The 20,474-nt window shown below is 67.6% G+C and carries 16 protein-coding genes; 9 read left to right on the forward strand and 7 right to left on the reverse strand.

The annotated features are described in order from the left end of the window. The first annotated feature begins 5 nt into the window (after window positions 1-5). From purH to MNAB215_RS16195, 4 genes are all read left to right on the forward strand, one after another. Complete coding sequence (gene purH, locus MNAB215_RS16180) at window positions 6-1,577, forward strand: bifunctional phosphoribosylaminoimidazolecarboxamide formyltransferase/IMP cyclohydrolase (RefSeq protein ID WP_077079735.1); 1,572 nt, start codon at window positions 6-8, stop codon at window positions 1,575-1,577. Window positions 1,578-1,618: 41 nt separating this feature from the next. After that, entirely contained in the window at window positions 1,619-3,004 is a 1,386-nt protein-coding gene (locus tag MNAB215_RS16185) for a sigma 54-interacting transcriptional regulator (protein ID WP_077079736.1), read from the forward strand. Beyond that, window positions 2,997-4,979, forward strand: coding sequence for a vWA domain-containing protein (locus tag MNAB215_RS16190; RefSeq protein WP_077079737.1), 1,983 nt, complete (start codon window positions 2,997-2,999; stop codon window positions 4,977-4,979). The genes MNAB215_RS16185 and MNAB215_RS16190 overlap by 8 nt, the downstream gene beginning before the upstream one ends. Before the next feature lie 197 nt (window positions 4,980-5,176). Beyond that, window positions 5,177-6,457: a glycosyltransferase gene (locus MNAB215_RS16195; RefSeq protein ID WP_077079738.1), complete on the forward strand. Its 1,281-nt coding sequence runs from the start codon at window positions 5,177-5,179 to the stop codon at window positions 6,455-6,457. A gap of 34 nt (window positions 6,458-6,491) precedes the next feature. Here MNAB215_RS16195 and MNAB215_RS16200 read toward each other — a convergent pair whose 3' ends face one another. The 7 genes from MNAB215_RS16200 to MNAB215_RS16230 all read right to left on the reverse strand — a co-directional run bounded on the left by MNAB215_RS16200 (window position 6,492) and on the right by MNAB215_RS16230 (window position 15,596). Next, the gene (locus MNAB215_RS16200) at window positions 6,492-7,094 is read right to left on the reverse strand and encodes a DUF1707 SHOCT-like domain-containing protein (protein ID WP_077079739.1); all 603 of its coding nucleotides are present in this window, start codon (window positions 7,092-7,094) and stop codon (window positions 6,492-6,494) included. A gap of 91 nt (window positions 7,095-7,185) precedes the next feature. Then, a complete protein-coding gene (locus MNAB215_RS16205; protein WP_077079740.1) occupies window positions 7,186-7,983 on the reverse strand; it encodes an enoyl-CoA hydratase family protein in 798 nt (265 codons plus the stop codon). Next, complete coding sequence (locus MNAB215_RS16210; protein ID WP_077079741.1) at window positions 7,983-9,149, reverse strand: acyl-CoA dehydrogenase family protein; 1,167 nt, start codon at window positions 9,147-9,149, stop codon at window positions 7,983-7,985. Before MNAB215_RS16210 ends, MNAB215_RS16205 begins: the two co-directional genes overlap by 1 nt. Next, window positions 9,150-11,132, reverse strand: a complete 1,983-nt coding sequence (locus tag MNAB215_RS16215) for an acetyl/propionyl/methylcrotonyl-CoA carboxylase subunit alpha (protein ID WP_077079742.1) — start codon at window positions 11,130-11,132, stop codon at window positions 9,150-9,152. Between the two features lie 5 nt (window positions 11,133-11,137). Next, window positions 11,138-12,733, reverse strand: a complete 1,596-nt coding sequence (locus tag MNAB215_RS16220) for an acyl-CoA carboxylase subunit beta (protein WP_077079743.1) — start codon at window positions 12,731-12,733, stop codon at window positions 11,138-11,140. Further along, entirely contained in the window at window positions 12,730-13,878 is a 1,149-nt protein-coding gene (locus MNAB215_RS16225; RefSeq protein ID WP_077079744.1) for an acyl-CoA dehydrogenase family protein, read from the reverse strand. Before MNAB215_RS16225 ends, MNAB215_RS16220 begins: the two co-directional genes overlap by 4 nt. Then, window positions 13,875-15,596, reverse strand: coding sequence for an acyclic terpene utilization AtuA family protein (locus MNAB215_RS16230; protein WP_077079745.1), 1,722 nt, complete (start codon window positions 15,594-15,596; stop codon window positions 13,875-13,877). Before MNAB215_RS16230 ends, MNAB215_RS16225 begins: the two co-directional genes overlap by 4 nt. 250 nt (window positions 15,597-15,846) lie before the next feature. Here MNAB215_RS16230 and rpmF point away from each other — a divergent pair, with 250 nt between their 5' ends. The 5 genes from rpmF to MNAB215_RS16255 all read left to right on the forward strand — a co-directional run bounded on the left by rpmF (window position 15,847) and on the right by MNAB215_RS16255 (window position 20,467). Beyond that, window positions 15,847-16,020 (forward strand): 50S ribosomal protein L32, encoded by a 174-nt coding sequence (rpmF, locus tag MNAB215_RS16235; protein ID WP_077079746.1) that lies wholly within the window; start codon window positions 15,847-15,849, stop codon window positions 16,018-16,020. Between the two features lie 63 nt (window positions 16,021-16,083). Beyond that, the gene (locus MNAB215_RS16240; RefSeq protein ID WP_077082069.1) at window positions 16,084-16,767 is read left to right on the forward strand and encodes a response regulator transcription factor; all 684 of its coding nucleotides are present in this window, start codon (window positions 16,084-16,086) and stop codon (window positions 16,765-16,767) included. Next, window positions 16,767-18,314 (forward strand): HAMP domain-containing sensor histidine kinase, encoded by a 1,548-nt coding sequence (locus MNAB215_RS16245; protein ID WP_077079747.1) that lies wholly within the window; start codon window positions 16,767-16,769, stop codon window positions 18,312-18,314. Before MNAB215_RS16240 ends, MNAB215_RS16245 begins: the two co-directional genes overlap by 1 nt. A gap of 81 nt (window positions 18,315-18,395) precedes the next feature. Next, entirely contained in the window at window positions 18,396-19,910 is a 1,515-nt protein-coding gene (locus MNAB215_RS16250) for a S1C family serine protease (protein WP_077079748.1), read from the forward strand. Then, window positions 19,910-20,467 (forward strand): MogA/MoaB family molybdenum cofactor biosynthesis protein, encoded by a 558-nt coding sequence (locus MNAB215_RS16255; RefSeq protein ID WP_077079749.1) that lies wholly within the window; start codon window positions 19,910-19,912, stop codon window positions 20,465-20,467. The genes MNAB215_RS16250 and MNAB215_RS16255 overlap by 1 nt, the downstream gene beginning before the upstream one ends. Window positions 20,468-20,474 lie beyond the last annotated feature (7 nt).

A 20,474-nucleotide genomic window follows, 5' to 3' on the forward strand; every position in this document is an offset into this window, starting at 1 on the left:
ACAGCATGAGCACCGACGAGTCAAGAAGGGCGATTCGCCGCGCGTTGATCAGCGTCTACGACAAGAGCGGGCTCATCGAACTCGCCCAGGGCCTGAGCGCGGCGGGCGTCGAGATCGTCTCCACCGGATCGACGGCCAAGGCCATTGCCGACGAAGGGATTCCGGTAACGCCGGTGGAGGAGGTGACCGGCTTCCCCGAGGTGCTCGACGGCCGGGTCAAAACCCTGCACCCGAAGGTGCACGCCGGACTGCTCGCCGATCTGCGCAAGCCCGAGCACGCCGCCGCGCTCGAGGAGCTCGGCATCGCGGCTTTCGAGCTGGTCGTCGTCAACCTCTATCCGTTCAGTGAGACCGTCGATTCCGGGTCGGGCATCGACGAATGCGTCGAGCAGATCGACATCGGCGGCCCCTCGATGGTCCGGGCGGCCGCGAAAAACCATCCCAGCGTCGCGGTAGTCGTCGACCCGCTCGGGTACGACGGTGTGCTCGCCGCCGTGCGCGACGGCGGGTTCATACTCGCCCAGCGAAAAAGGCTGGCGTCGTTGGCTTTTCAGCACACCGCTGACTACGACATCGCGGTGGCGAGCTGGATGGAGTCGACGCTGGCGCCCGAGCATCCCCCGACGACCTTTCCGCAGTGGTTCGGCCACAGTTGGCGCCGCACCGAGATGCTGCGCTACGGCGAGAACCCGCATCAGCAGGCGGCGCTCTACGGCGACCCGAGTGCCTGGCCCGGTCTGGCGCAGGCCGAGCAGCTGCACGGAAAAGAGATGTCCTTCAACAACTTCACCGATGCGGAGGCGGCCTGGCGGGCGGCCTTCGACCACGAAGAGACGTGCGTGGCAATCGTCAAGCACGCCAACCCGTGCGGGATCGCCATCTCGTCGAACTCGGTGGCCGACGCACATCGCAAGGCCCACGAGTGCGATCCGCTGAGCGCCTTCGGCGGAGTCATCGCGACCAATACCGAAGTCAGCGTGGAGATGGCGGAGTACGTGAGCACCATCTTCACCGAGGTGATCGTGGCTCCCGCCTACGCGCCGGGGGCGGTCGACGTGCTGACTCGCAAGAAGAACATCCGGGTGTTGGTGGCCTCCGAGCCATTGACGGGTGGTACCGAACTGCGTCCGGTCAGCGGCGGACTGCTGATCCAGCAGCGCGACGAACTCGACGCGCACGGTGACAACCCGCTGAACTGGACCCTGGCCACGGGAAAGCCGGCCAAACCGAAGCGGTTGCGCGACCTCACCTTCGCGTGGCGCACCTGCCGCGCGGTGAAGTCGAACGCGATCGTGATCGCCGCCAAGGGCGCGACCGTCGGCATCGGCATGGGGCAGGTCAACCGGGTCGACGCCGCGCGGCTGGCCGTCCGGCGCGGCGGGCCCCGCGTCGAGGGCGCGGTGGCGGCTTCGGATGCATTCTTTCCTTTCCCCGACGGACTGGAGCTGCTGGTCGACTCCGGGGTCAAGGCGATCGTGCACCCCGGCGGCTCCGTGCGCGATGACGAGGTGACCGCCGCCGCGGCCAGGGCCGGTGTCACCTTGTACCTCACCGGCGCCCGGCATTTTGCGCACTGACCGTTGAGCGCGTGCGGTTTCCGGGCAACGCGTAACTTGGAGTGGTGACCTCACCGAGCAACCTGCCCCGCACCGTCGGCGAACTACGTGCCGCCGGTCACCGTGAACGGGGCGTCAAGCAGGAAATCCGCGAGAATCTGCTGACGGCGCTGGCCGAGGGCGACGAGGTCTGGCCGGGCATCCTGGGGTTCGACGACACCGTGTTGCCGCAGCTGGAGCGGGCGCTGATCGCGGGTCACGATTTCGTGCTGCTCGGCGAACGCGGCCAGGGCAAAACCCGGCTGCTGCGCGCGCTGACCGGGCTGCTCGACGAGTGGACGCCGGTGATCGCGGGGGCCGAACTCGGTGAGCATCCCTACACGCCGATCACCCCGGAGTCGATCCGTAAGGCCGCACAGCTGCAAGACGACCTGCCGGTGGAGTGGAAGCACCGCAGCGAGCGCTACACCGAGAAGCTCGCCACCCCCGATACGAGCGTCGCCGACCTGGTCGGTGACATCGACCCGATCAAGGTCGCCCAGGGCCGCAGCCTGGGAGACCCCGAGACCATCGCCTATGGCCTGATCCCGCGGGCGCATCGCGGCATCGTGGCGGTCAACGAACTGCCCGACCTCGCCGAGCGCATTCAGGTGTCGATGCTCAACGTCATGGAGGAGCGCGACATCCAGGTCCGCGGCTACACGCTGCGCCTGCCGCTCGACGTGTTGGTGGTCGCCAGCGCCAACCCCGAGGACTACACCAACCGCGGCCGCATCATCACCCCGCTCAAAGACCGGTTCGGCGCCGAGATCCGCACTCACTACCCACTGGAACTCGAGGCCGAGGTGGGCGTCATCGTCCAGGAGGCGCACCTGTCCGCCGCGGTGCCCGACTACCTGATGCAGGTGATCGCCCGATTCGCCCGCTATCTGCGGGAATCCAACTCCGTGGACCAGCGCTCCGGGGTGTCGGCGCGGTTTGCGATCGCGGCGGCCGAAACCGTCGCGGCCTCCGCCCGGCATCGTGGCGCGATTCTTGGCGAGACCGACCCGGTGGCCCGGGTCGTCGACCTGGGCACGGTGATCGACGTGCTGCGCGGCAAGCTGGAGTTCGAGTCCGGTGAGGAAGGCCGCGAACAAGCGGTGCTCGAGCACCTGCTGCGCCGTGCGACCGCCGACACGGCATCCCGGGTGCTCGGCGGTCTCGACGTGGGTTCGCTGGTGAGCGCCGTCGAGGGCGGCTCCGCGGTGACGACGGGCGAGCGGGTATCGGCAAAGGACGTGCTGGCCGCGGTTCCCGGATTGCCGGTCGTGGACGCGATCGCCGCCAAGCTGCATGCCGAGTCCGAGGGTGAACGGGCCGCCGCGCTCGAGCTCGCGCTTGAGGCGCTGTATCTGGCCAAGCGCGTCGACAAGGTGTCTGGGGAGGGCCAAACCGTCTATGGCTAAAGGGCATTCGTCGCGATACTCGGCGTACTCCGGCGGGCCCGACCCGCTGGCACCGCCGGTGGATCTGCGCGAGGCGCTCGAACAGATCGGCCAGGATGTGATGGCCGGCACCTCACCGCGGCGCGCTCTGTCCGAGCTGTTGCGCCGCGGCACCGAGAATATGCGCGGCGCCGATCGATTGGCGGCCGAAGCCAATCGGCGGCGACGAGAGTTGTTGCGCCGCAATAATTTAGATGGCACTCTGCAAGAGATCAAGAAGCTGCTCGACGAGGCGGTTCTGGCGGAGCGCAAGGAACTCGCCCGTGCGCTCGACGACGACGCCCGCTTCGGCGAACTGCAACTGGATGCGCTGCCGCCGTCGCCGGCCAAGGCGGTGCAGGAGCTGTCCGAGTACAACTGGCGTAGCGGCGAGGCTCGCGAAAAGTACGAGCAGATCAAGGATTTGCTGGGCCGCGAGATGCTGGACCAGCGCTTCGCCGGGATGAAGGAGGCGCTGCAGGGCGCCACCGACGAGGATCGTCAGCGCGTCAACGAGATGCTGAACGACCTCAACGACTTGCTGGACAAGCACTCTCGCGGTGAGGACACTCAGCAGGACTTCGACGAGTTCATGGACAAGCACGGTGAGTTCTTCCCGGAGAATCCCAGCAATGTCGACGAGCTGCTTGATTCGTTGGCCAAGCGCGCCGCCGCCGCCCAGCGGTTCCGCAACAGCCTGAGTGCCGAGCAGCGCGCCGAACTGGATGCCTTGGCGCAACAGGCATTTGGATCTCCCGCGCTGATGGAGTCGTTGGGCCGCCTCGATGCGCACCTGCAGGCCGCGCGGCCCGGCGAAGACTGGTCGGGCTCTGAGCAGTTCTCCGGGGACAACCCGCTCGGGATGGGCGAAGGCGCCCAGGCGCTGTCCGACATCGCCGAGCTGGAGCAGCTCGCCGACCAGCTTTCGCAGAGCTATCCGGGTGCGACCATGGACGACGTCGATCTCGACGCACTGGCGCGCCAGCTCGGCGACGAGGCGGCCATCGACGCGCGCACGCTCTCCGAACTGGAACGCGCGCTGGTCAACCAGGGCTTCTTGGACCGCGGCTCCGACGGCCAGTGGCGGCTCTCGCCGAAGGCCATGCGCAGGCTGGGTGAGACAGCGTTACGCGATGTGGCACAACAACTTTCCGGCCGACGGGGTGAGCGCGACCATCGGCGCGCCGGAGCGGCCGGGGAGCTGACCGGTGCGACCAGGCCCTGGCAGTTCGGCGACACCGAACCGTGGAACATCCCCCGCACGCTGACCAACGCGGTGCTGCGGCAGGCGGGCACCGCGACGCTGGACGGTCCGGGAACGTCGCTGCGGATCAACGTCGATGACGTCGAGGTCTCCGAGACCGAGACCCGCACCCAGTCCGCCGTCGCGCTGTTGGTGGATACCTCGTTCTCGATGGTCATGGAGAACCGCTGGCTGCCGATGAAGCAGACGGCGCTGGCGCTCAACCACCTGGTGGGCACGCGGTTCCGGTCGGATGCCTTGCAAATCATCGCCTTTGGCCGTTATGCGCGGACGGTGACGGCCGCTGAACTTACCGGCCTGGAGGGTGTGTACGAGCAGGGCACCAATCTGCATCACGCGCTCGCGCTCGCCGGGCGCCATTTGCGCCGGCATCCCAACGCCCAGCCTGTCGTACTGGTCGTCACCGACGGTGAGCCGACCGCTCACCTGGAGGACTTCGACGGCGAAGGCACGTCGGTGTTCTTCGACTACCCGCCGCATCCGCGAACCATCGCCCACACCGTGCGCGGCTTTGACGACATGGCCCGGCTAGGCGCCCAGGTCACCATCTTCCGGCTGGGCAGCGACCCCGGCCTCGCCCGATTCATCGACCAGGTCGCGCGGCGGGTCGAGGGGCGGGTCGTGGTGCCCGACCTCGACGGGCTCGGCGCGGCCGTCGTCGGCGACTACCTGCGGTCGCGGCGCCGCCGCTAGGGTCTGCGGATTCTGCGCCCCTGTTATGTGAGCACGGCAACGTGTCGAAAATTCATCCCTGAGCTGCGAGAAATTCGATTCGCCGGGAATCCTAGGGATCGCCAGGTTAAACTGCCCGGCGACTGAGCTGAGAAGGCGCAAGTCCCGCCTTCATGTCGCAAGACGCTCACGTGGGGAGTCAGAAGCGAGGATCCGCGATGAAATTTGTGCTGACAAGCTGGGGAAGCCGTGGCGATGTCGAGCCCTGCGCCGCTGTCGGCCGTGAGCTGCAGCGCCGAGGGCACGAGGTGCACGTGGCGGTCCCGCCCGACCTGGTCGGCTTCGTCGAGTCTGTCGGACTGGCGGCGGTCGCTTTTGGCCTGGATATGAAGACCACCATGGAAGCGCTGCGCAACTTCTGGACGTGTTTGTTCCGCCACCCGTGGAGGATCCGAAATCTGATCCGCGCGTATCGCGAAGCCTGGCGGCACGTCACCCGGGCCAGGGGGGAACTGAGCACGACGCTGATGTCACTCGCGGACGGGGCCGACCTCATGTTCACTGGGCTGCCCTTCGAGCAGCCCGCCTCCAACATCGCGGAGTATTACGACATTCCTTTGGTCACACTGCATTACATCCCGGCGCGGGCCAACGGTCACCTCGTTCCGGGCGTGCCGGCGGCGTTGATCCGCTCCGTCATGACGATGGTCTGGTGGCTCGTCGGGCTGCTGATGAAGAGACTTGATGACCAGCAGCGCGGTGAACTGGGCCTGCCCAGCGCAACGGGCCGCTCATCGCGGCAACGGGCCGAACGCGGATCGCTGGAGATCCAGGCTTACGACGAGGCGTGCTTTCCCGGGCTCGCGGCCGAGTGGGCTGCATGGGAGGGCCAACGGCCCTTCGTGGGCTCTCTCACGATGGAGTTGCCGACAGACACCGATGACGAGGTCGCGTCGTGGATCGCCGCCGGAACACCGCCGATTTACTTCGGGTTTGGCAGCATGCCGCAGTGCTCCGCGGTCGATTCCGTCACCGAGACGGTCGCCATGATCGCCGCGGCCTGCGAGCAGTTGGGTGAGCGGGCGCTGGTGTGCTCCACCTGGGGTGACTTGAGCGACGTTCCGCATTTCGAGCACGTCAAGGTGGTGCCCGTCGTGAATTTCGCGGCGACCTTTCCGGCGTGCCGGGCGGTCGTTCACCACGGGGGCGCCGGCACTACGGCCGCGGGTCTGCGCGCCGGAGTCCCCACGGCGATCCTGTGGACGTTGCCCGATCAGCCGATCTGGGGAGCTCAGCTCAAACGACAGGGGCTGGGCACCGTCCGGCGCTTGTCGAGCGCTACTCAGGAAACGCTGGTCGCGGACCTTCGGACCATCCTGGCCCCGGAATACGCCAGTCGAGCCCGGCGGTTCGCCAGCCGGATGAGCAAGCCCGCCGACAGCGTCACCAACGCAGCCGATCTCCTGGAGAATTTGGCCCAAGTCAGGCGTGTCGCCTGAGCTGTTTGTTCAGCTCCTGCGTGTGGTGGGTCTGCTAGCCGCGCGGCCGGCGCGCTTTGCGCTTGATGCCCACACCGCCCCACAGCGAGAAGCCGTGGATCTTCACCGTGGGCGCCCCCGGGGTTCCATTGCCGAGGATGGTGCGGTCGAAGCCACCCATCACGCCGCGGCCACGGATCTCGACGTTGACTTCGGGCGGCAGCAGGATGTTCTGCGCGCTCATGATCGACACCGCGTGGATGTCGACTTCAGTCGAGGTGAAGTCGGCGTAGCGCAGATCCAGCACGCCGCTGCCCCAGAAGGTGAAGGTGGTCAGCTTCCTTGGGACGTTCCATCGGCCGCGACGTTCGAATCCGCTCAGCAGGGCCAGCAGCAACGTCGACGGCGCGGGGTTCTGCTTGCCGCCACGCACGGGGCTCACCGCCGAGCCCGGCAGGTCGGCCCGCAGCTCTTCCAGCTGGTCATACGTGGTCGCCGCGTACGCCCTGGTCAGCCGGTCTTCGTAGTCCTTGAGCGGCAAGCGCCCCTGCTCGGCGGCGTAGGCCAGCAACTGGGCTAGCTGGATGCGATCGGTGTCGGCCGCGCGCGACGAATCGTCGCGTGCCTTCTTCGCATCGTTTTGTGCCCCGTTGCTCATCACCCACGAGCGTACGACGTCGCAGTGTTGCTGCAAGGGGGTTGGCTAAACTGCAACTTTCCTCCTAGCCAGCGCTGAGCCACAGCCGCCTTCAGCGGCCTTCGCCGTCCCCCGAGACCCAGCTGGGCGGGCGCTTCTGCAAGAAGGCCAGCATGCCTTCGCGAGCTTCGTCGGAGACGAACAGCCGGGCCGACTCCGCGCCGAGGCGTTCGGCGTCGCGGTCGAAGCCCTCGAGCACCGCGGCCGTCGTCAGCGCCTTGGACGCCGCAAGACCCTGTGGCGAACCCTTGCTCACGTCGGCGACCAGCTTCGTCACGGTCGTGTCCACGTCGTCGGCGGCGATAGTGATCAATCCGATGTCGGCGGCCTCGCCCGGGCCGAACTTCTCGCCGGTCAGGTAGTAGCGGGCGGCGGCCCGCGGCGACAGCTTCGGCAGCAGCGTCAGCGAGATGATCGCCGGCGCGACACCGATGCGGGCTTCGGTCAGCGCGAAGGTGCTGCGCGGGCCGGCGACCACGATGTCGCAGGCGCCGACCAAGCCGAACCCGCCGGCCCGGACGTGGCCGTCGATGGCGGCGATGACCGGCAGCGGCGATTCGACGATGGCGCGCATCAACGCCACCATCTCCCGGGCCCGGTCGGCGGCCGTGTCGGCGGGGTCGCCCCCGCTGGCCTCGCTCAGGTCCGCGCCGGCGCAGAACGTGCCGCCGGTGTGGCCCAGCACCACCACGCGCACCGCTGGGTCGGCGGCGGCCTCGCGCAGTCCCTGATGCAGTTGGGTGACCAGAGCCGTCGACAGCGCGTTGCGGTTGTGCGGAGAGTTCAGCGTCAGCCGGGCGACCGGGCCTTTCGTATCGGCCGGCCCCGCGTAGTCGACGAGGGTGTCCATCAGTAGCTTCGGGGCAGGCCCAGTGACGTCTGCGCGACGAAATTCAGCACCATCTCGCGGCTGACCGGCGCGATCCGTCCCAGCCGGGCCGAGGCCAGCATCGCGGCGACGCCGTACTCCTTGGTCAGCCCGTTACCGCCCATCGACTGCACGGCCTGGTCGACGGAGCGCGTCGCCGCCTCGGCCGCAGCGTATTTCGCCATGTTGGCCGCCTCGGCCGCGCCCGCGTCATCGCCGCTGTCGTAAAGGGTGGCCGCCTTCTGCATCATCAGCTTGGCCAATTCGACCTCAATGTGGCACTGCGCCAACGGATGTGACAGGCCCTGGTGCGCGCCGATCGGGGTCCCCCACACCTGGCGGGTTTTGACGTAGTCGGTGGCCCGCTCCAGCGCGTACCGCCCCATACCCACCGAGCTGGCCGCTCCCATGATCCGCTCGGGGTTCAGACCGGCGAAAAGCTGTGCAATCGCCGCGTCTTCGGCACCGACGAGGGCATCGGCGGGCAGCCGGACGTCGTCGAGAAAAACCTGGAACTGGCGTTCGGGGCTGATCAGCTCCATTTCGATTGGGGTGTAGGTGAATCCGGGAGCATCGGTGGGCACCACGAACAACGCCGGACGCAGCTTGCCGGTCTTGGCCTCCTCGGTACGGGCCACCACCAGCACCGCCTGGGCCTGGTCGATGCCGGAGATATAGACCTTCTGGCCCTTGAGGATCCAGTCGCTGCCATCGCGGCGCGCGGTCGTGGTGATCTTGTGCGAGTTGGATCCGGCGTCGGGCTCGGTGATGGCGAACGCCATCGTCAGGGTGCCGTCGGCGATGGATGGAATCCAGCGCTTCTTCTGCTCTTCGGTGCCGAATTTGCTGATGATGGTTCCGTTGATGGCGGGGGAGACCACCATCAGCAGCAGCGCGCTGCCCGCGGCCGCCATCTCCTCCATCACCAGCGACAGCTCGTACATTCCGGCGCCGCCGCCGCCGTACTCCTCGGGCAAGTTCACCCCGAGGAAGCCGAGCTTTCCTGCCTCCGACCATAATTCGTCGGTGTGCTGGTGGGCGCGAGCTTTCTCCAGGTAGTAGGAGGCACCGTAGTTGGACGCCCATGCGGCGACCGACTTGCGCAGGGCCCGGCGTTCTTCGCTCTCGATAAAGCTGGTATCGGACATTTACGAATCTCCTTCATTTCCAGGCACTTCGACGCGGGCCAGGATGGCGCCGACTTCGACTTGTTGACCGGTGGCGACATCGAGCTGGGTGAGCACGCCGTCGGCCGGCGCCGTGATGGTGTGTTCCATCTTCATCGCTTCCAGCCAGATCAGCGGCTGGCCGGCGGTGACGCTGTCTCCGACCTGTGCGCCGAGCCGGATGACGTTGCCGGGCATGGGCGCCACCAGCGAGCCTTTCTCGACGCCCGCGCCCGGCTCGGGGAACCGGGGCACGGCGGTCAGGTGAACGGGGCCGCGTGCCGAATCGACATAGATGTCCTCGCCGTAGCGGGCGACGGCGAAACTGGTGGCCACCCCGTTGTCGTCGGCCAGTACCACCTCATCCGGCGACGCCGAGATGAGGTGCGCGGCCTCGTCGTTGGCGAACTCCAACCCCGTTCTGGTGAAGCGGTATTCGATGCGTTGTTCGCTGTCGTCGTCGTCGCGATAGGTCTTGACCTGATAGCCCGAGGTCAGGTTTCGCCAGCCGCTGGGCACTGAGCCGAACACCTGCGCCGTCACCCGGTTGTGCGCGGCGTCGGCCAGTGCCGCGGCAACTGCCGACCAGCGGACCGCGGTGGCGTCGGCCAGCGGCGCGGACAGCACGGCCAGATCGTGCGTGTCGAAAAACGCGGTGTCGGTGGCGCCGTCGAGAAATGCCGGGTGCCGCAGCACGTTGACCAACAGCTCGCGGTTGGTGCGCAGCCCGTGCAGGCGGGTACGGGCCAGCGCATCGGCCAGCACCAGCGCCGACTGCCGTCGCGTCGGGGCGTAGGAAATGAGCTTGGCCAACATCGGGTCGTAGTGGATCGACACCACCGAGCCGTCGGCGATGCCGGAGTCCAACCGGATCCCGGTCCGCTGTCCCAGTGTGTCGAATTGCGTCCGCACGCCCGGTACGTCGATGGTGTGCACCTGTCCGGCCTGTGGCTGCCAGTTGCGTGCCGGATCCTCGGCGTAGAGCCGGGCTTCGATCGAATGCCCGGTGGCCGTGGGTGGTTCGGACTCGAGTCGGCCGCCGTCGGCCACCAGGAGCTGCAGCTCGACGAGGTCGAGTCCGGTGGTCTCCTCGGTGACAGGGTGCTCCACCTGCAGCCGGGTGTTCATCTCGAGGAAGTAGAACTCGCCGTCTTCGTCGGCGAGGAACTCCACCGTGCCCGCGCCGGTATAGCCGATGGCGCCTGCGGCCAGCCGGGCCGCGTCGAAGAGCTTGGCCCGCATTCCCGGTGTGCGTTCGACCAACGGCGCCGGTGCTTCTTCGATGATCTTTTGGTGGCGGCGCTGAATGGAGCATTCCCGTTCGCCGACGGCCCACACGGTGCCGTGCGAGTCGGCGAGCACTTGCACCTCGATGTGGTGTCCGGTCGGCAGGTAGCGCTCGCAGAACACGGTCGGGTCGCCGAACGCCGACTGCGCCTCACGTCGGGCCGCTGCGACTTCGTCTGGTATGGAGGATAATTCGTGCACCACCCGCATCCCGCGCCCACCGCCGCCCGCCGAAGCCTTGACCAGCACCGGCAGCTGGGCTTCGGTGACCGTCTCGGGGTCGAGCTCGTCGAGCACGGGCACCCCGGCCGCGGACATCAGCTTCTTGGACTCGATCTTGGAGCCCATCGCGCGCACCGCGTCCACGGGCGGCCCGATCCAGGTCAGGCCCGCACTCTGCACGGCGGACGCGAAGGCCGCGTTCTCCGAAAGGAATCCGTAGCCCGGGTGCACCGCGTCGGCACCGGCGGCACGTGCGGCGGCGATGATGGCCTCGGCGTTGAGATAGTCGTTGGGTTTCGGCAGCCCGACCCGGGCATCGGCCTCGGCGACATGCGGGGCCGCCGCGTCGGGATCGGTGTAGACGGCGACGGTGCCAAGGCCCAGCCGCCGGCAGGTGGCGAATACCCGCCGGGCGATCTCGCCGCGGTTGGCGACCAGCACTCGAGTGATTCCCATGGGGCTCACATCCGGAAGACGCCGAAGTTCGACGTCCCCTTGATCGGGCCATTTGCAATGGCGGACAGACACATTCCCACGACCGCGCGGGTATCTCGTGGGTCGATCACCCCGTCGTCGTACAGCATCCCCGACAACACCAGGGGCAGCGACTCGGCTTCGATCTGGCCCTCGACGGCGGCGCGCATCGCGGCATCGGCGTCCTCGTCGACTTGCTGGCCGCGGCCTTCGGCGGCAGCGCGCGCCACGATGGACAGCACACCCGCGAGCTGGGCGCCGCCCATCACCGCGGATTTGGCGCTGGGCCAGGCGAAGAGGAACCGTGGGTCGTAGGCGCGGCCGCACATGCCGTAGTGGCCGGCGCCGTATGACGCGCCGAGCAGCAGCGAGATGTGCGGGACGGTCGAGTTGGACACGGCGTTGATCATCATCGAGCCGTGCTTGATCATGCCGCGTTCTTCGTAGTCCTTGCCGACCATGTATCCAGTGGTGTTGTGCAGGAACAACAATGGCGTGTCGGAGCGGTTGGCCAACTGAATGAACTGGGCGGCCTTCTGCGATTCCTCGCTGAACAGCACGCCGCGGTGGTTGGCGAGAATGCCGATCGGGTAGCCGTGCAGCCGGGCCCAGCCGGTCACCAGCGACGAGCCGTACATTCCCTTGAATTCGTCGAAGTCCGAGCCGTCGACGATCCGTGCGATCACGTCCCGTGGGTCGAACGGGATGCGCAGGTCAGCCGGGACGATGCCGATCAGCTCGTCGGCGTCGAACAGCGGCTCGACGATCGGTCCCGGTGCCGGTCCCTGCTTGCGCCAGTTCAGCCGGGCCACGATGCGACGCCCGATCCGGATGGCGTCGACCTCGTCGTGGGCGAAGTAGTCGGCCAGACCCGAAGTGCGGGCATGCATTTCGGCGCCGCCCAGCGATTCGTCGTCGGACTCCTCGCCGGTGGCCATCTTCACCAGGGGCGGCCCGGCCAGGAACACCTTCGAGCGCTCCTTGATCATCACCACGTGATCGGACATGCCAGGGATGTAGGCGCCGCCGGCCGTGGAGTTCCCGAACACCAGCGCGATGGTCGGAATGCCTGCCGCCGAGAGCCGGGTCAGGTCGCGGAACATCTGCCCACCGGGGACGAAAATCTCTTTCTGCGTGGGCAGGTCGGCGCCGCCGGATTCCACCAGCGACACCACGGGAAGACGGTTCTGCAGAGCGATTTGGTTGGCCCGCAGGATCTTCTTCAGCGTCCACGGGTTGCTGGTGCCGCCCTTGACGGTCGGGTCGTTGGCGACGACCAGGCATTCCACGCCCTCGATCGCGCCGATGCCCACCACCACGCTCGCACCCAGGGTGAAGGAACTGCCGTAGGCGGCCAGCGGGCTCAGTTCCAGGAACGGTGAGTCGGCGTCCAGCAGCAGTTCGATGCGTTCGCGTGCGGTGAGCTTGCCCCGGGAGTGATGGCGCTCAACGTATTTGGTGCCGCCTCCGGCGAGTGCCTTGCCGTGCTCGGTGTCGATCTCGGTGAGTTTGGCGGCCATGGCCTCGGCTGCCGCGGTGTAGGCGTCGGCCTTGGGGTCGAGGGTGGACTTCAAGACGGTCATGATTGATACCCCAGGGTCTTGGCGGCCAGTGCGGTGAGTATTTCGGTGGTTCCGCCGCCGATGCCCAGGATTCGCATATCCCGGTATTGGCGTTCGACTTCGGATTCGGACATGTAGCCCAGGCCGCCGAAGAGCTGAACGGCTTGGTGGGCAACCCATTCACCGGCCTCGACCGCGGTGTTCTTGGCGAAACACACCTCAGCGATCAGGTTGGGCTCACCGGCCAGCTGGCGTTCCACCACATGGCGCGAGTAGACCCGGGCGACGTCGATGCGGCGGGCCATCTCGGCCAGCGTGTTCTGCACCGATTGGCGCGACATCAACGGCCGGCCGAACGTCTCCCGGTCGCGACACCATTGCGCGGTGATGTCCAGGCAGCGCTGTGCGCTCGAATATGCCTGCGCGGCAAGGCCGATGCGTTCGGACACGAATGCCTGGGCGATCTGCAGGAAGCCGCTGTTCTCGGCGCCGATCAGGTTGGCTACCGGAACGCGCACGTCGGTGTAGGACAGCTCGGCGGTGTCGGAGGATCGCCAGCCCATCTTGTCCAGCTTGCGGCTGACCTCGAACCCGGGCGTGCCCTTCTCCACGACGAGCAGCGAAACCCCTGCGGCGCCAGGCCCTCCGGTGCGCACGGCGGTGACGACGTAGTCGGCACGAACCCCGGAGGTGATGTAGGTCTTGGCGCCGTTGACCACATAGTGATCCCCGTCCAAGACCGCGCTGGTGGTCAGGTGTCCGACGTCCGAGCCGCCGCCGGGTTCGGTGATGGCCAGGGAGCCGATCTTGTCGCCGGCCAGTGTCGGCCGCACGAACTCCTCGATCAGCCGCGCGTCCCCCGAGGCGATCATGTGGGGCACCGCGATACCGCAGGTGAACAGCGAAGCGAAAACACCGCCCGGCGCGCCGGCCTGGTGTAGTTCTTCGCAGATGATGACCGAGTCGGCGCCGTCTCCGCCGCCGCCACCGACCGCTTCGGGAAGGCCCGCACCGAGCAGCCCGGCCGCCCCGGCCCGCCGGTGCAGGTCACGCGGCAGGTCGCCGCTGCGCTCCCATTCGTCGATGCTTGGCACGATCTCGCGTTCGGTGAACGCGCGCACCGTTTTTCGCAGCTGTTCGCGTTCCGGCGTGGTCCAGATGCTCATAACAGGCTTTCGGGGATGTCGACGTGTCGGCTGCGCAGCCATTCGCCCAGGCCCTTTGCTTGTGGATCGAACCGCGCTTGGTAGGCGACGCCCTGACCGAGGATGCCGTCGATGACGAAGTTCACCGCCCGCAGGTTGGGCAGCACATGACGGGCCACGGCCAGCTCGGCCGCCTCCGGCAGCAGCTCCTTGACCAGCTCGACGGTCAATGTGTTGGCCAGCCAACGCCATTGGTCCTCGGTCCGGGCCCAGACCCCGATGTTCGCCGAGCCGCCCTTGTCGCCGCTGCGGGCCCCGGCGATCCGGCCCAGCGGGGCGCGCCGGGTCGGGCCTTCGGAAAGCGGCTCCGGCAGCGGCGGGTTGTCGGCGGCTGCCAGCTCCAAAGTATCTGTCGCGCAACCGATGTCGACGCGAGTGCCGTCGGCGTGCACCGCGATGTGCGGCACTGTCGCGGCGTCGACGTAGCCGGCGGTGAACACGCCATACACCTGCCCGTCGCCGGGAGGGGCGGTTACATGGAAGCCTGGATAGCTGGCAAGTGCCAATTCGACTGCCGCCGAGGAGAAGTGGCGTCCGACGTTGGCGGCATCCGGATCGCGCACGACGCAGCGCAGCAGCGCGCTGGCGGCTTCCTCGGTGTCGGCATCGACATGGTCGGTGCGCGCCAGTGTCCATTCCAGCTCGGCGGGTTTGACGGTCAGCGCGGACTCAAGCTGCCGTCGGACCAACTCGGCCTTGGCCTCGATGTCGAGTCCGGTGAGCACGAAGGTCATGGCGTTGCGGAAGCCGCCGATGCTGTTCAGCGACACCTTGAGCGTGGGTGGCGGGGGCTCGCCGATCACGCCGCTGACGCGCACCCGGTCGGGGCCGTCGGAAGACAACTCCACTGTGTCTATCCGGGCGGTGACGTCCGGGTTGGCGTAGCGGGCACCGGTGATCTCGTAGAGCAGCTGCGCGGTGACGGTGTCGACGCTGACCAGTCCGCCGGTGCCGGGGTGTTTGGTGATCACCGACGAGCCGTCGGCGTAGACCTCGGCCAGCGGGAAACCGGGATAGGACAGGTCGGGAACCTCGGTGAAGAACGCGTAGTTGCCGCCGGTGGCCTGCACGCCGCACTCGATCACGTGGCCGGCGACCACCGCGCCGGCGAGCTGGTCGTAGTCGGTGCGGCCCCAGCCGAAGTGTGCGGCCGCCGCTCCCACGATGACCGAGGCGTCGGTGACCCGGCCGGTGACGACGACGTCGGCGCCGTCGCCCAGGCAGTCGACGATCCCCCACGCACCCAGGTACGCGTTGGCCGTCAGCGGCGTGCCCAGGCCGAGTTCGGCCGCGCGCGGCGCTAGGTCGTCGCCTTCGACGTGGGCGATCCGGGCGCCGATGCCCAGCCGCTCGGCCAGGGCGCGTATCGCGGCGGCCAGGCCGGCGGGATTGAGGCCACCGGCATTGGCGACGATGCGCACGCCGCGGTCATGGGCCTCGCCGAGGCAGTCCTCGAGCTGCGTGAGGAACGTCTTCGCGTAGCCGCGGTCGGGATGCTTCATCCGGTCGCGGCCCAGGATGAGCATGGTGAGCTCGGCCAGGTAATCGCCGGTGAGGTAGTCCACTGGATCATTCGAGCCGCCGGTCAGCATCTCGCGCATGGCCGACAGCCGGTCGCCGTAGAACCCCGAGCAGTTCGCGATCCGGACAGCACCGGAGCGCCCAGAAGCAGAGGTCATCGGCGTCCTCCATTCAGCGATTACCGGTGAGCGCAACCCAACCAACCACCCGGTAGGTTAGCGGGTACCGCCGGTGTCACGTCAAGGATGCCCGCCGCCGCGTTGCCGGCCCAGTCCTGCAGGCCGCACGGCCTGTTTTGGTCACCAGCAGGTCACCGACTATTCTTATGGGCAATCGTCGCCGTTCGGCCCACCGGCCATGCCGCGTGACGCACCGACCCGAATCCCAGATCGAGGAGAAGGCCCGACCATGGCCGTACCCAAGCGCAGAATGTCGCGCTCAAACACCCGAAGCCGTCGCGCGCAGTGGAAGGCCACCAAGACCGAGCTCGTCGGCGTGAACGTGGCGGGCCAGAAGCACAAGGTGCCCCGGCGACTGCTCAAGGCGGCTCGCCTGGGTCTCATCGACCTGGACAAGCGTTAATCTCGCTAAATACCCGGCGCGCCTCTCAGGCCGCTCTCAGGCCCTAGGACGAAACTAGTGGCCGTGCGGATTCTTGTCGTCGATGATGACCGTGCGGTGCGCGAGTCGCTCCGTAGGTCGCTTTCCTTCAATGGCTATTCGGTCGAGCTGGCCCATGACGGGGTCGAAGCCCTCGAAAAGGTGGCCAGCGATCGCCCCGACGCGCTCGTCCTGGATGTGATGATGCCGCGCCTGGACGGCCTGGAGGTCTGCCGCCAGCTCCGCAGCACCGGCGACGATCTGCCGATCCTGGTGCTGACCGCGCGTGATTCGGTGTCCGAGCGGGTCGCCGGCCTGGACGCGGGCGCCGACGACTATCTACCGAAACCGTTCGCCCTCGAAGAGCTGCTGGCCCGCATGCGGGCCCTGCTGCGCCGCACCAAACCCGACGACGGCGAGTCGGTCGCCATGAAGTTCTCCGATCTGGCGCTGGACCCGGTCACCAGGGAAGTCACCCGCGGGGAACGCCGAATCAGCTTGACCCGCACCGAATTCTCGTTGCTGGAAATGCTGATCGCCAACCCGCGGCGGGTACTGACGCGCAGCCGCATCCTCGAGGAGGTGTGGGGTTTCGACTTTCCCACCTCGGGCAATGCGCTCGAGGTGTACGTCGGATACCTGCGCCGCAAGACCGAAGCCGACGGTGAGCCGCGGCTGATTCACACCGTGCGCGGAGTCGGATATGTCCTTCGGGAGACGCCTCCCTGATGATTGGGTCCCAACGACGCCGGCCCGCACCACTGCGTGCCCCCAGCTCGTTGTCGCTGCGATGGCGGGTGATGCTGCTGGCGATGTCGATGGTGGCCATGGTTGTCGTCCTGATGGCGTTCGCCGTGTATGCGGTGATCTCGGCGGCGCTGTACAGCGATATCGACAACCAGCTGCAGAGCCGCGCCCAGCTGCTGATCGCCAGCGGTTCGCTGGCCGCCGATCCCGGAAAGGCCATCGAGGGCACGGCCTATTCGGATGTCAACGCCATGCTGGTCAACCCCGGCCACTCGATCTACACCGCGCAGCAGCCCGGCCAGACGCTGCCGGTCGGGCCGGCTGAGAAGGCCGTCATCCGCGGCGAGTTGTTCATGTCGCGGCGCACCGAAGCGGATCAACGCATCCTTGCCATCCATCTGCCCAACGGCAGCTCACTTTTGATCTCCAAGAGTCTGAAGCCGACCGAAGCAGTCATGACCAGATTGCGCTGGGTGCTGCTCATCGTCGGCGGCATCGGCGTCGCGGTCGCCGCGGTGGCCGGCGGCATGGTCACCCGCGCCGGATTGCGGCCGGTGGCCCGGCTGACCGAAGCGGCCGAGCGGGTCGCCCGCACCGACGACCTGCGGCCCATCCCGGTGTTCGGTAGTGACGAATTGGCAAGGCTCACTGAGGCATTCAACTTGATGTTGCGGGCGCTGGCCGAATCTCGGGAGCGACAGGCCCGATTGGTCACTGATGCCGGGCATGAGCTGCGTACGCCGCTGACGTCGCTGCGCACCAACGTCGAATTGCTGATGGCGTCGCTGGAACCGGGGGCGCCGCGGCTACCGGAACAGGAGATGGTGGGCCTGCGTGCCGATGTGCTGGCGCAGATCGAGGAATTGTCCACTCTGGTGGGCGATTTGGTGGACCTCAGCCGAGACGACGCCGGGACCATCGTGCACGAGCAGATCGACATGTCAGAGGTCATCGATCGAAGCCTGGAACGAGTTAGGCGGCGGCGCAACGATATTCGCTTCGACGTCGAAGTGACCGGATGGCAGGTCTTCGGCGACGCCAGTGGGCTCTCGCGCGCGGTGCTGAACCTGTTGGACAACGCGGCCAAGTGGAGCCCACCGGGCGGCCACGTAAGTGTCAAGCTCAAGCAGCTCGACCCGTCGCACGCCGAGCTGGCGGTCTCCGATCACGGGCCGGGCATTCCGCCGCACGAACGCCGGCTGGTGTTCGAGCGGTTCTACCGCTCGACGACCGCACGGGCGCTGCCCGGTTCGGGACTAGGGCTGGCGATCGTCAAGCAGGTGGTGCTCAAGCACGGCGGTCTGTTGCGGGTGGAAGACACGGTGCCCGGCGGTCAGCCTCCGGGGACCTCGGTCTACGTGTTGCTGCCCGGCCGGCCGATGCCGGATTCGGCCTATCCGACGGACGAGGGCGAAACCACCGCAGACCCGGCGATGCCCGCGGATGGCCAGGCCGGTGACAACGGGGCGAACTCTCGGGATTCGGCGAACGTAATCTCAGTGGACTCTCAGTCCGCGCGCGCAAGGTAGTTGCAGTTACTGTTGGAATTCGAGCCAAGTCGAGCCAACAACCCGCAGTTATAACGAAGTAGAGAAGAGCGACTTAGCGACATGACGAATGACCCGAGGTATTCGCCACCGCCGCAGCAGCAGGGATACCGTCCCGCGCCTAACCAGCCTGCGCCCGGCACCTATGGACAGGGCCCTCAGCAGCCGTATAACCAGCCATTCGATTGGCGCTACCAACCGTCGCAACACACGCAGTCGACACCGGCCTCGCAGTACCGCCGGCCCTACGAGCCGTTCGGCGGTACCGGGCCAGGCCCGATTCCCGGCGGCGGCACCGGCGTCGGCCCCATCCCCGGGGGCACCGGGGCGGGCCCGATCCCAGGCGGCACCGGCACCGGTCCGGTGGGCCTGTTGCCCCCGATGGGACCCCCGCCCGGGATGGTGCCCGAAAAGCGTTCCCGCACCGGCATATTGGTAGCGGGTGCGGTGGCGATCGCGGTGGTGTCGGCCGGTATCGGCGGCGCCGCGGCAACGGTCGTCGAACTGGGCACCCATGTCGCCGGTGGCAACGGCGGCCGCATCATCGGGGCCGCCCCGAGCGTCCCGGCGGCCAACATGCCACCGGGCAGCGTCGAAGGGGTCGCATCCAAGGTGGTGCCCAGCGTGGTCATGCTGGAGACCGATCTGGGGCGCCAGTCCGAGGAGGGCTCCGGGATCGTCCTATCTGCCGACGGGCTGATCCTGACCAACAACCACGTCGTCGCGACCGCCGCCGCTCCGCCGAAAGGCCCTGGTGGGCCCGGCGGCTTGCCCGGTAGCCCTCCGCCTGCTCCGGGCGGGCCCGCGGGCCCGGCACCGAAAACCACGGTGACATTCTCCGACGGCCGGACGGCACCGTTCACCGTCGTCGGCGCCGACCCCACCAGCGACATCGCGGTGATCAAGGTGCAAGGCGTTAACGGCCTCACCCCCGTCTCCATGGGCTCCTCGTCGGATCTCAAGGTGGGCCAGCCGGTGGTGGCGATTGGGTCGCCGCTGGGCCTGTCGGGCACGGTGACCACGGGCATCATCAGCGCGCTGAACCGCCCGGTGTCCACCACCGGGGAGTCGGGCAACCAGAACACGGTGCTGGACGCGATTCAGACCGATGCCGCGATCAACCCCGGTAACTCGGGTGGCGCGCTGGTCAACATGAACGGTCAGCTGGTGGGCGTCAACTCGGCGATCGCCACGTTGGGCGCGGATTCGCCCGATGCTCAGAGCGGATCGATCGGCCTCGGCTTCGCGATTCCCGTGGACCAGGCCAAGCGCATCGCCGACGAATTGATCAGCACCGGCAAGGCGACGCACGCCTCGCTCGGGATACAGGTGACCAGTGACAAGGGCACCCCGGGCGCCAAGGTGGTCGACGTCATCCAGGGTGGTGCGGCCGCAGGTGCCGGTCTGCCCAAGAACGTGGTCGTCACGAAGGTGGACGACCGCCCGATCAACAGCGCCGACGCACTGGTCGCGGCGGTGCGGTCCAAGGCTCCCGGCGAGAAGGTGACGCTGACGTACCAGGATCCCGGCGGTGGAAGCCGTACCGTGCAGGTCACCCTGGGCAAGGCGGACCAGTGATGAGAGTCGACGAGCCTCTGAACGAGCCCCTGTCGGAACTCGGATATACGGTTGCACCCATGGGAACGGGTGCGGAATTGGTGGTCGGCCGGGCTCTCGTCGTGGTGGTCGACGACCGCACTGCGCACGGAGACGAGGACCACAGTGGGCCGCTGGTCACCGAGCTGCTGACCGAGGCGGGATTCGTCGTCGACGGGGTGGTGGCGGTCCTGGCCGACGAGGTGGAGATCCGCAACGCGTTGAACACGGCGGTGATCGGCGGAGTCGACCTGGTGGTCTCGGTGGGTGGCACGGGAGTCACGCCGCGCGACGTCACTCCAGAGGCCACCGTCGAAATCCTGGACCGGGAAATCCTCGGCATCTCCGAGGCCATCCGCGCTTCCGGGTTGTCCGCGGGCATCATCGATGCCGGGCTGTCGCGCGGTCTGGCCGGAATATCTGGCAGCACGCTGGTGGTCAACCTCGCCGGTTCTCGCTACGCGGTGCGCGACGGCATGGCGACGCTGAATCCGCTGGCCGCTCAGATCATCGGGCAGCTATCCAGCCTCGAGATCTGAGCAGGTC

Origin of the sequence: Mycobacterium numidiamassiliense (genome assembly GCF_900157365.1) — a bacterium.
In the GTDB taxonomy this organism is placed as follows: Bacteria; Actinomycetota; Actinomycetes; order Mycobacteriales; family Mycobacteriaceae; genus Mycobacterium; species Mycobacterium numidiamassiliense.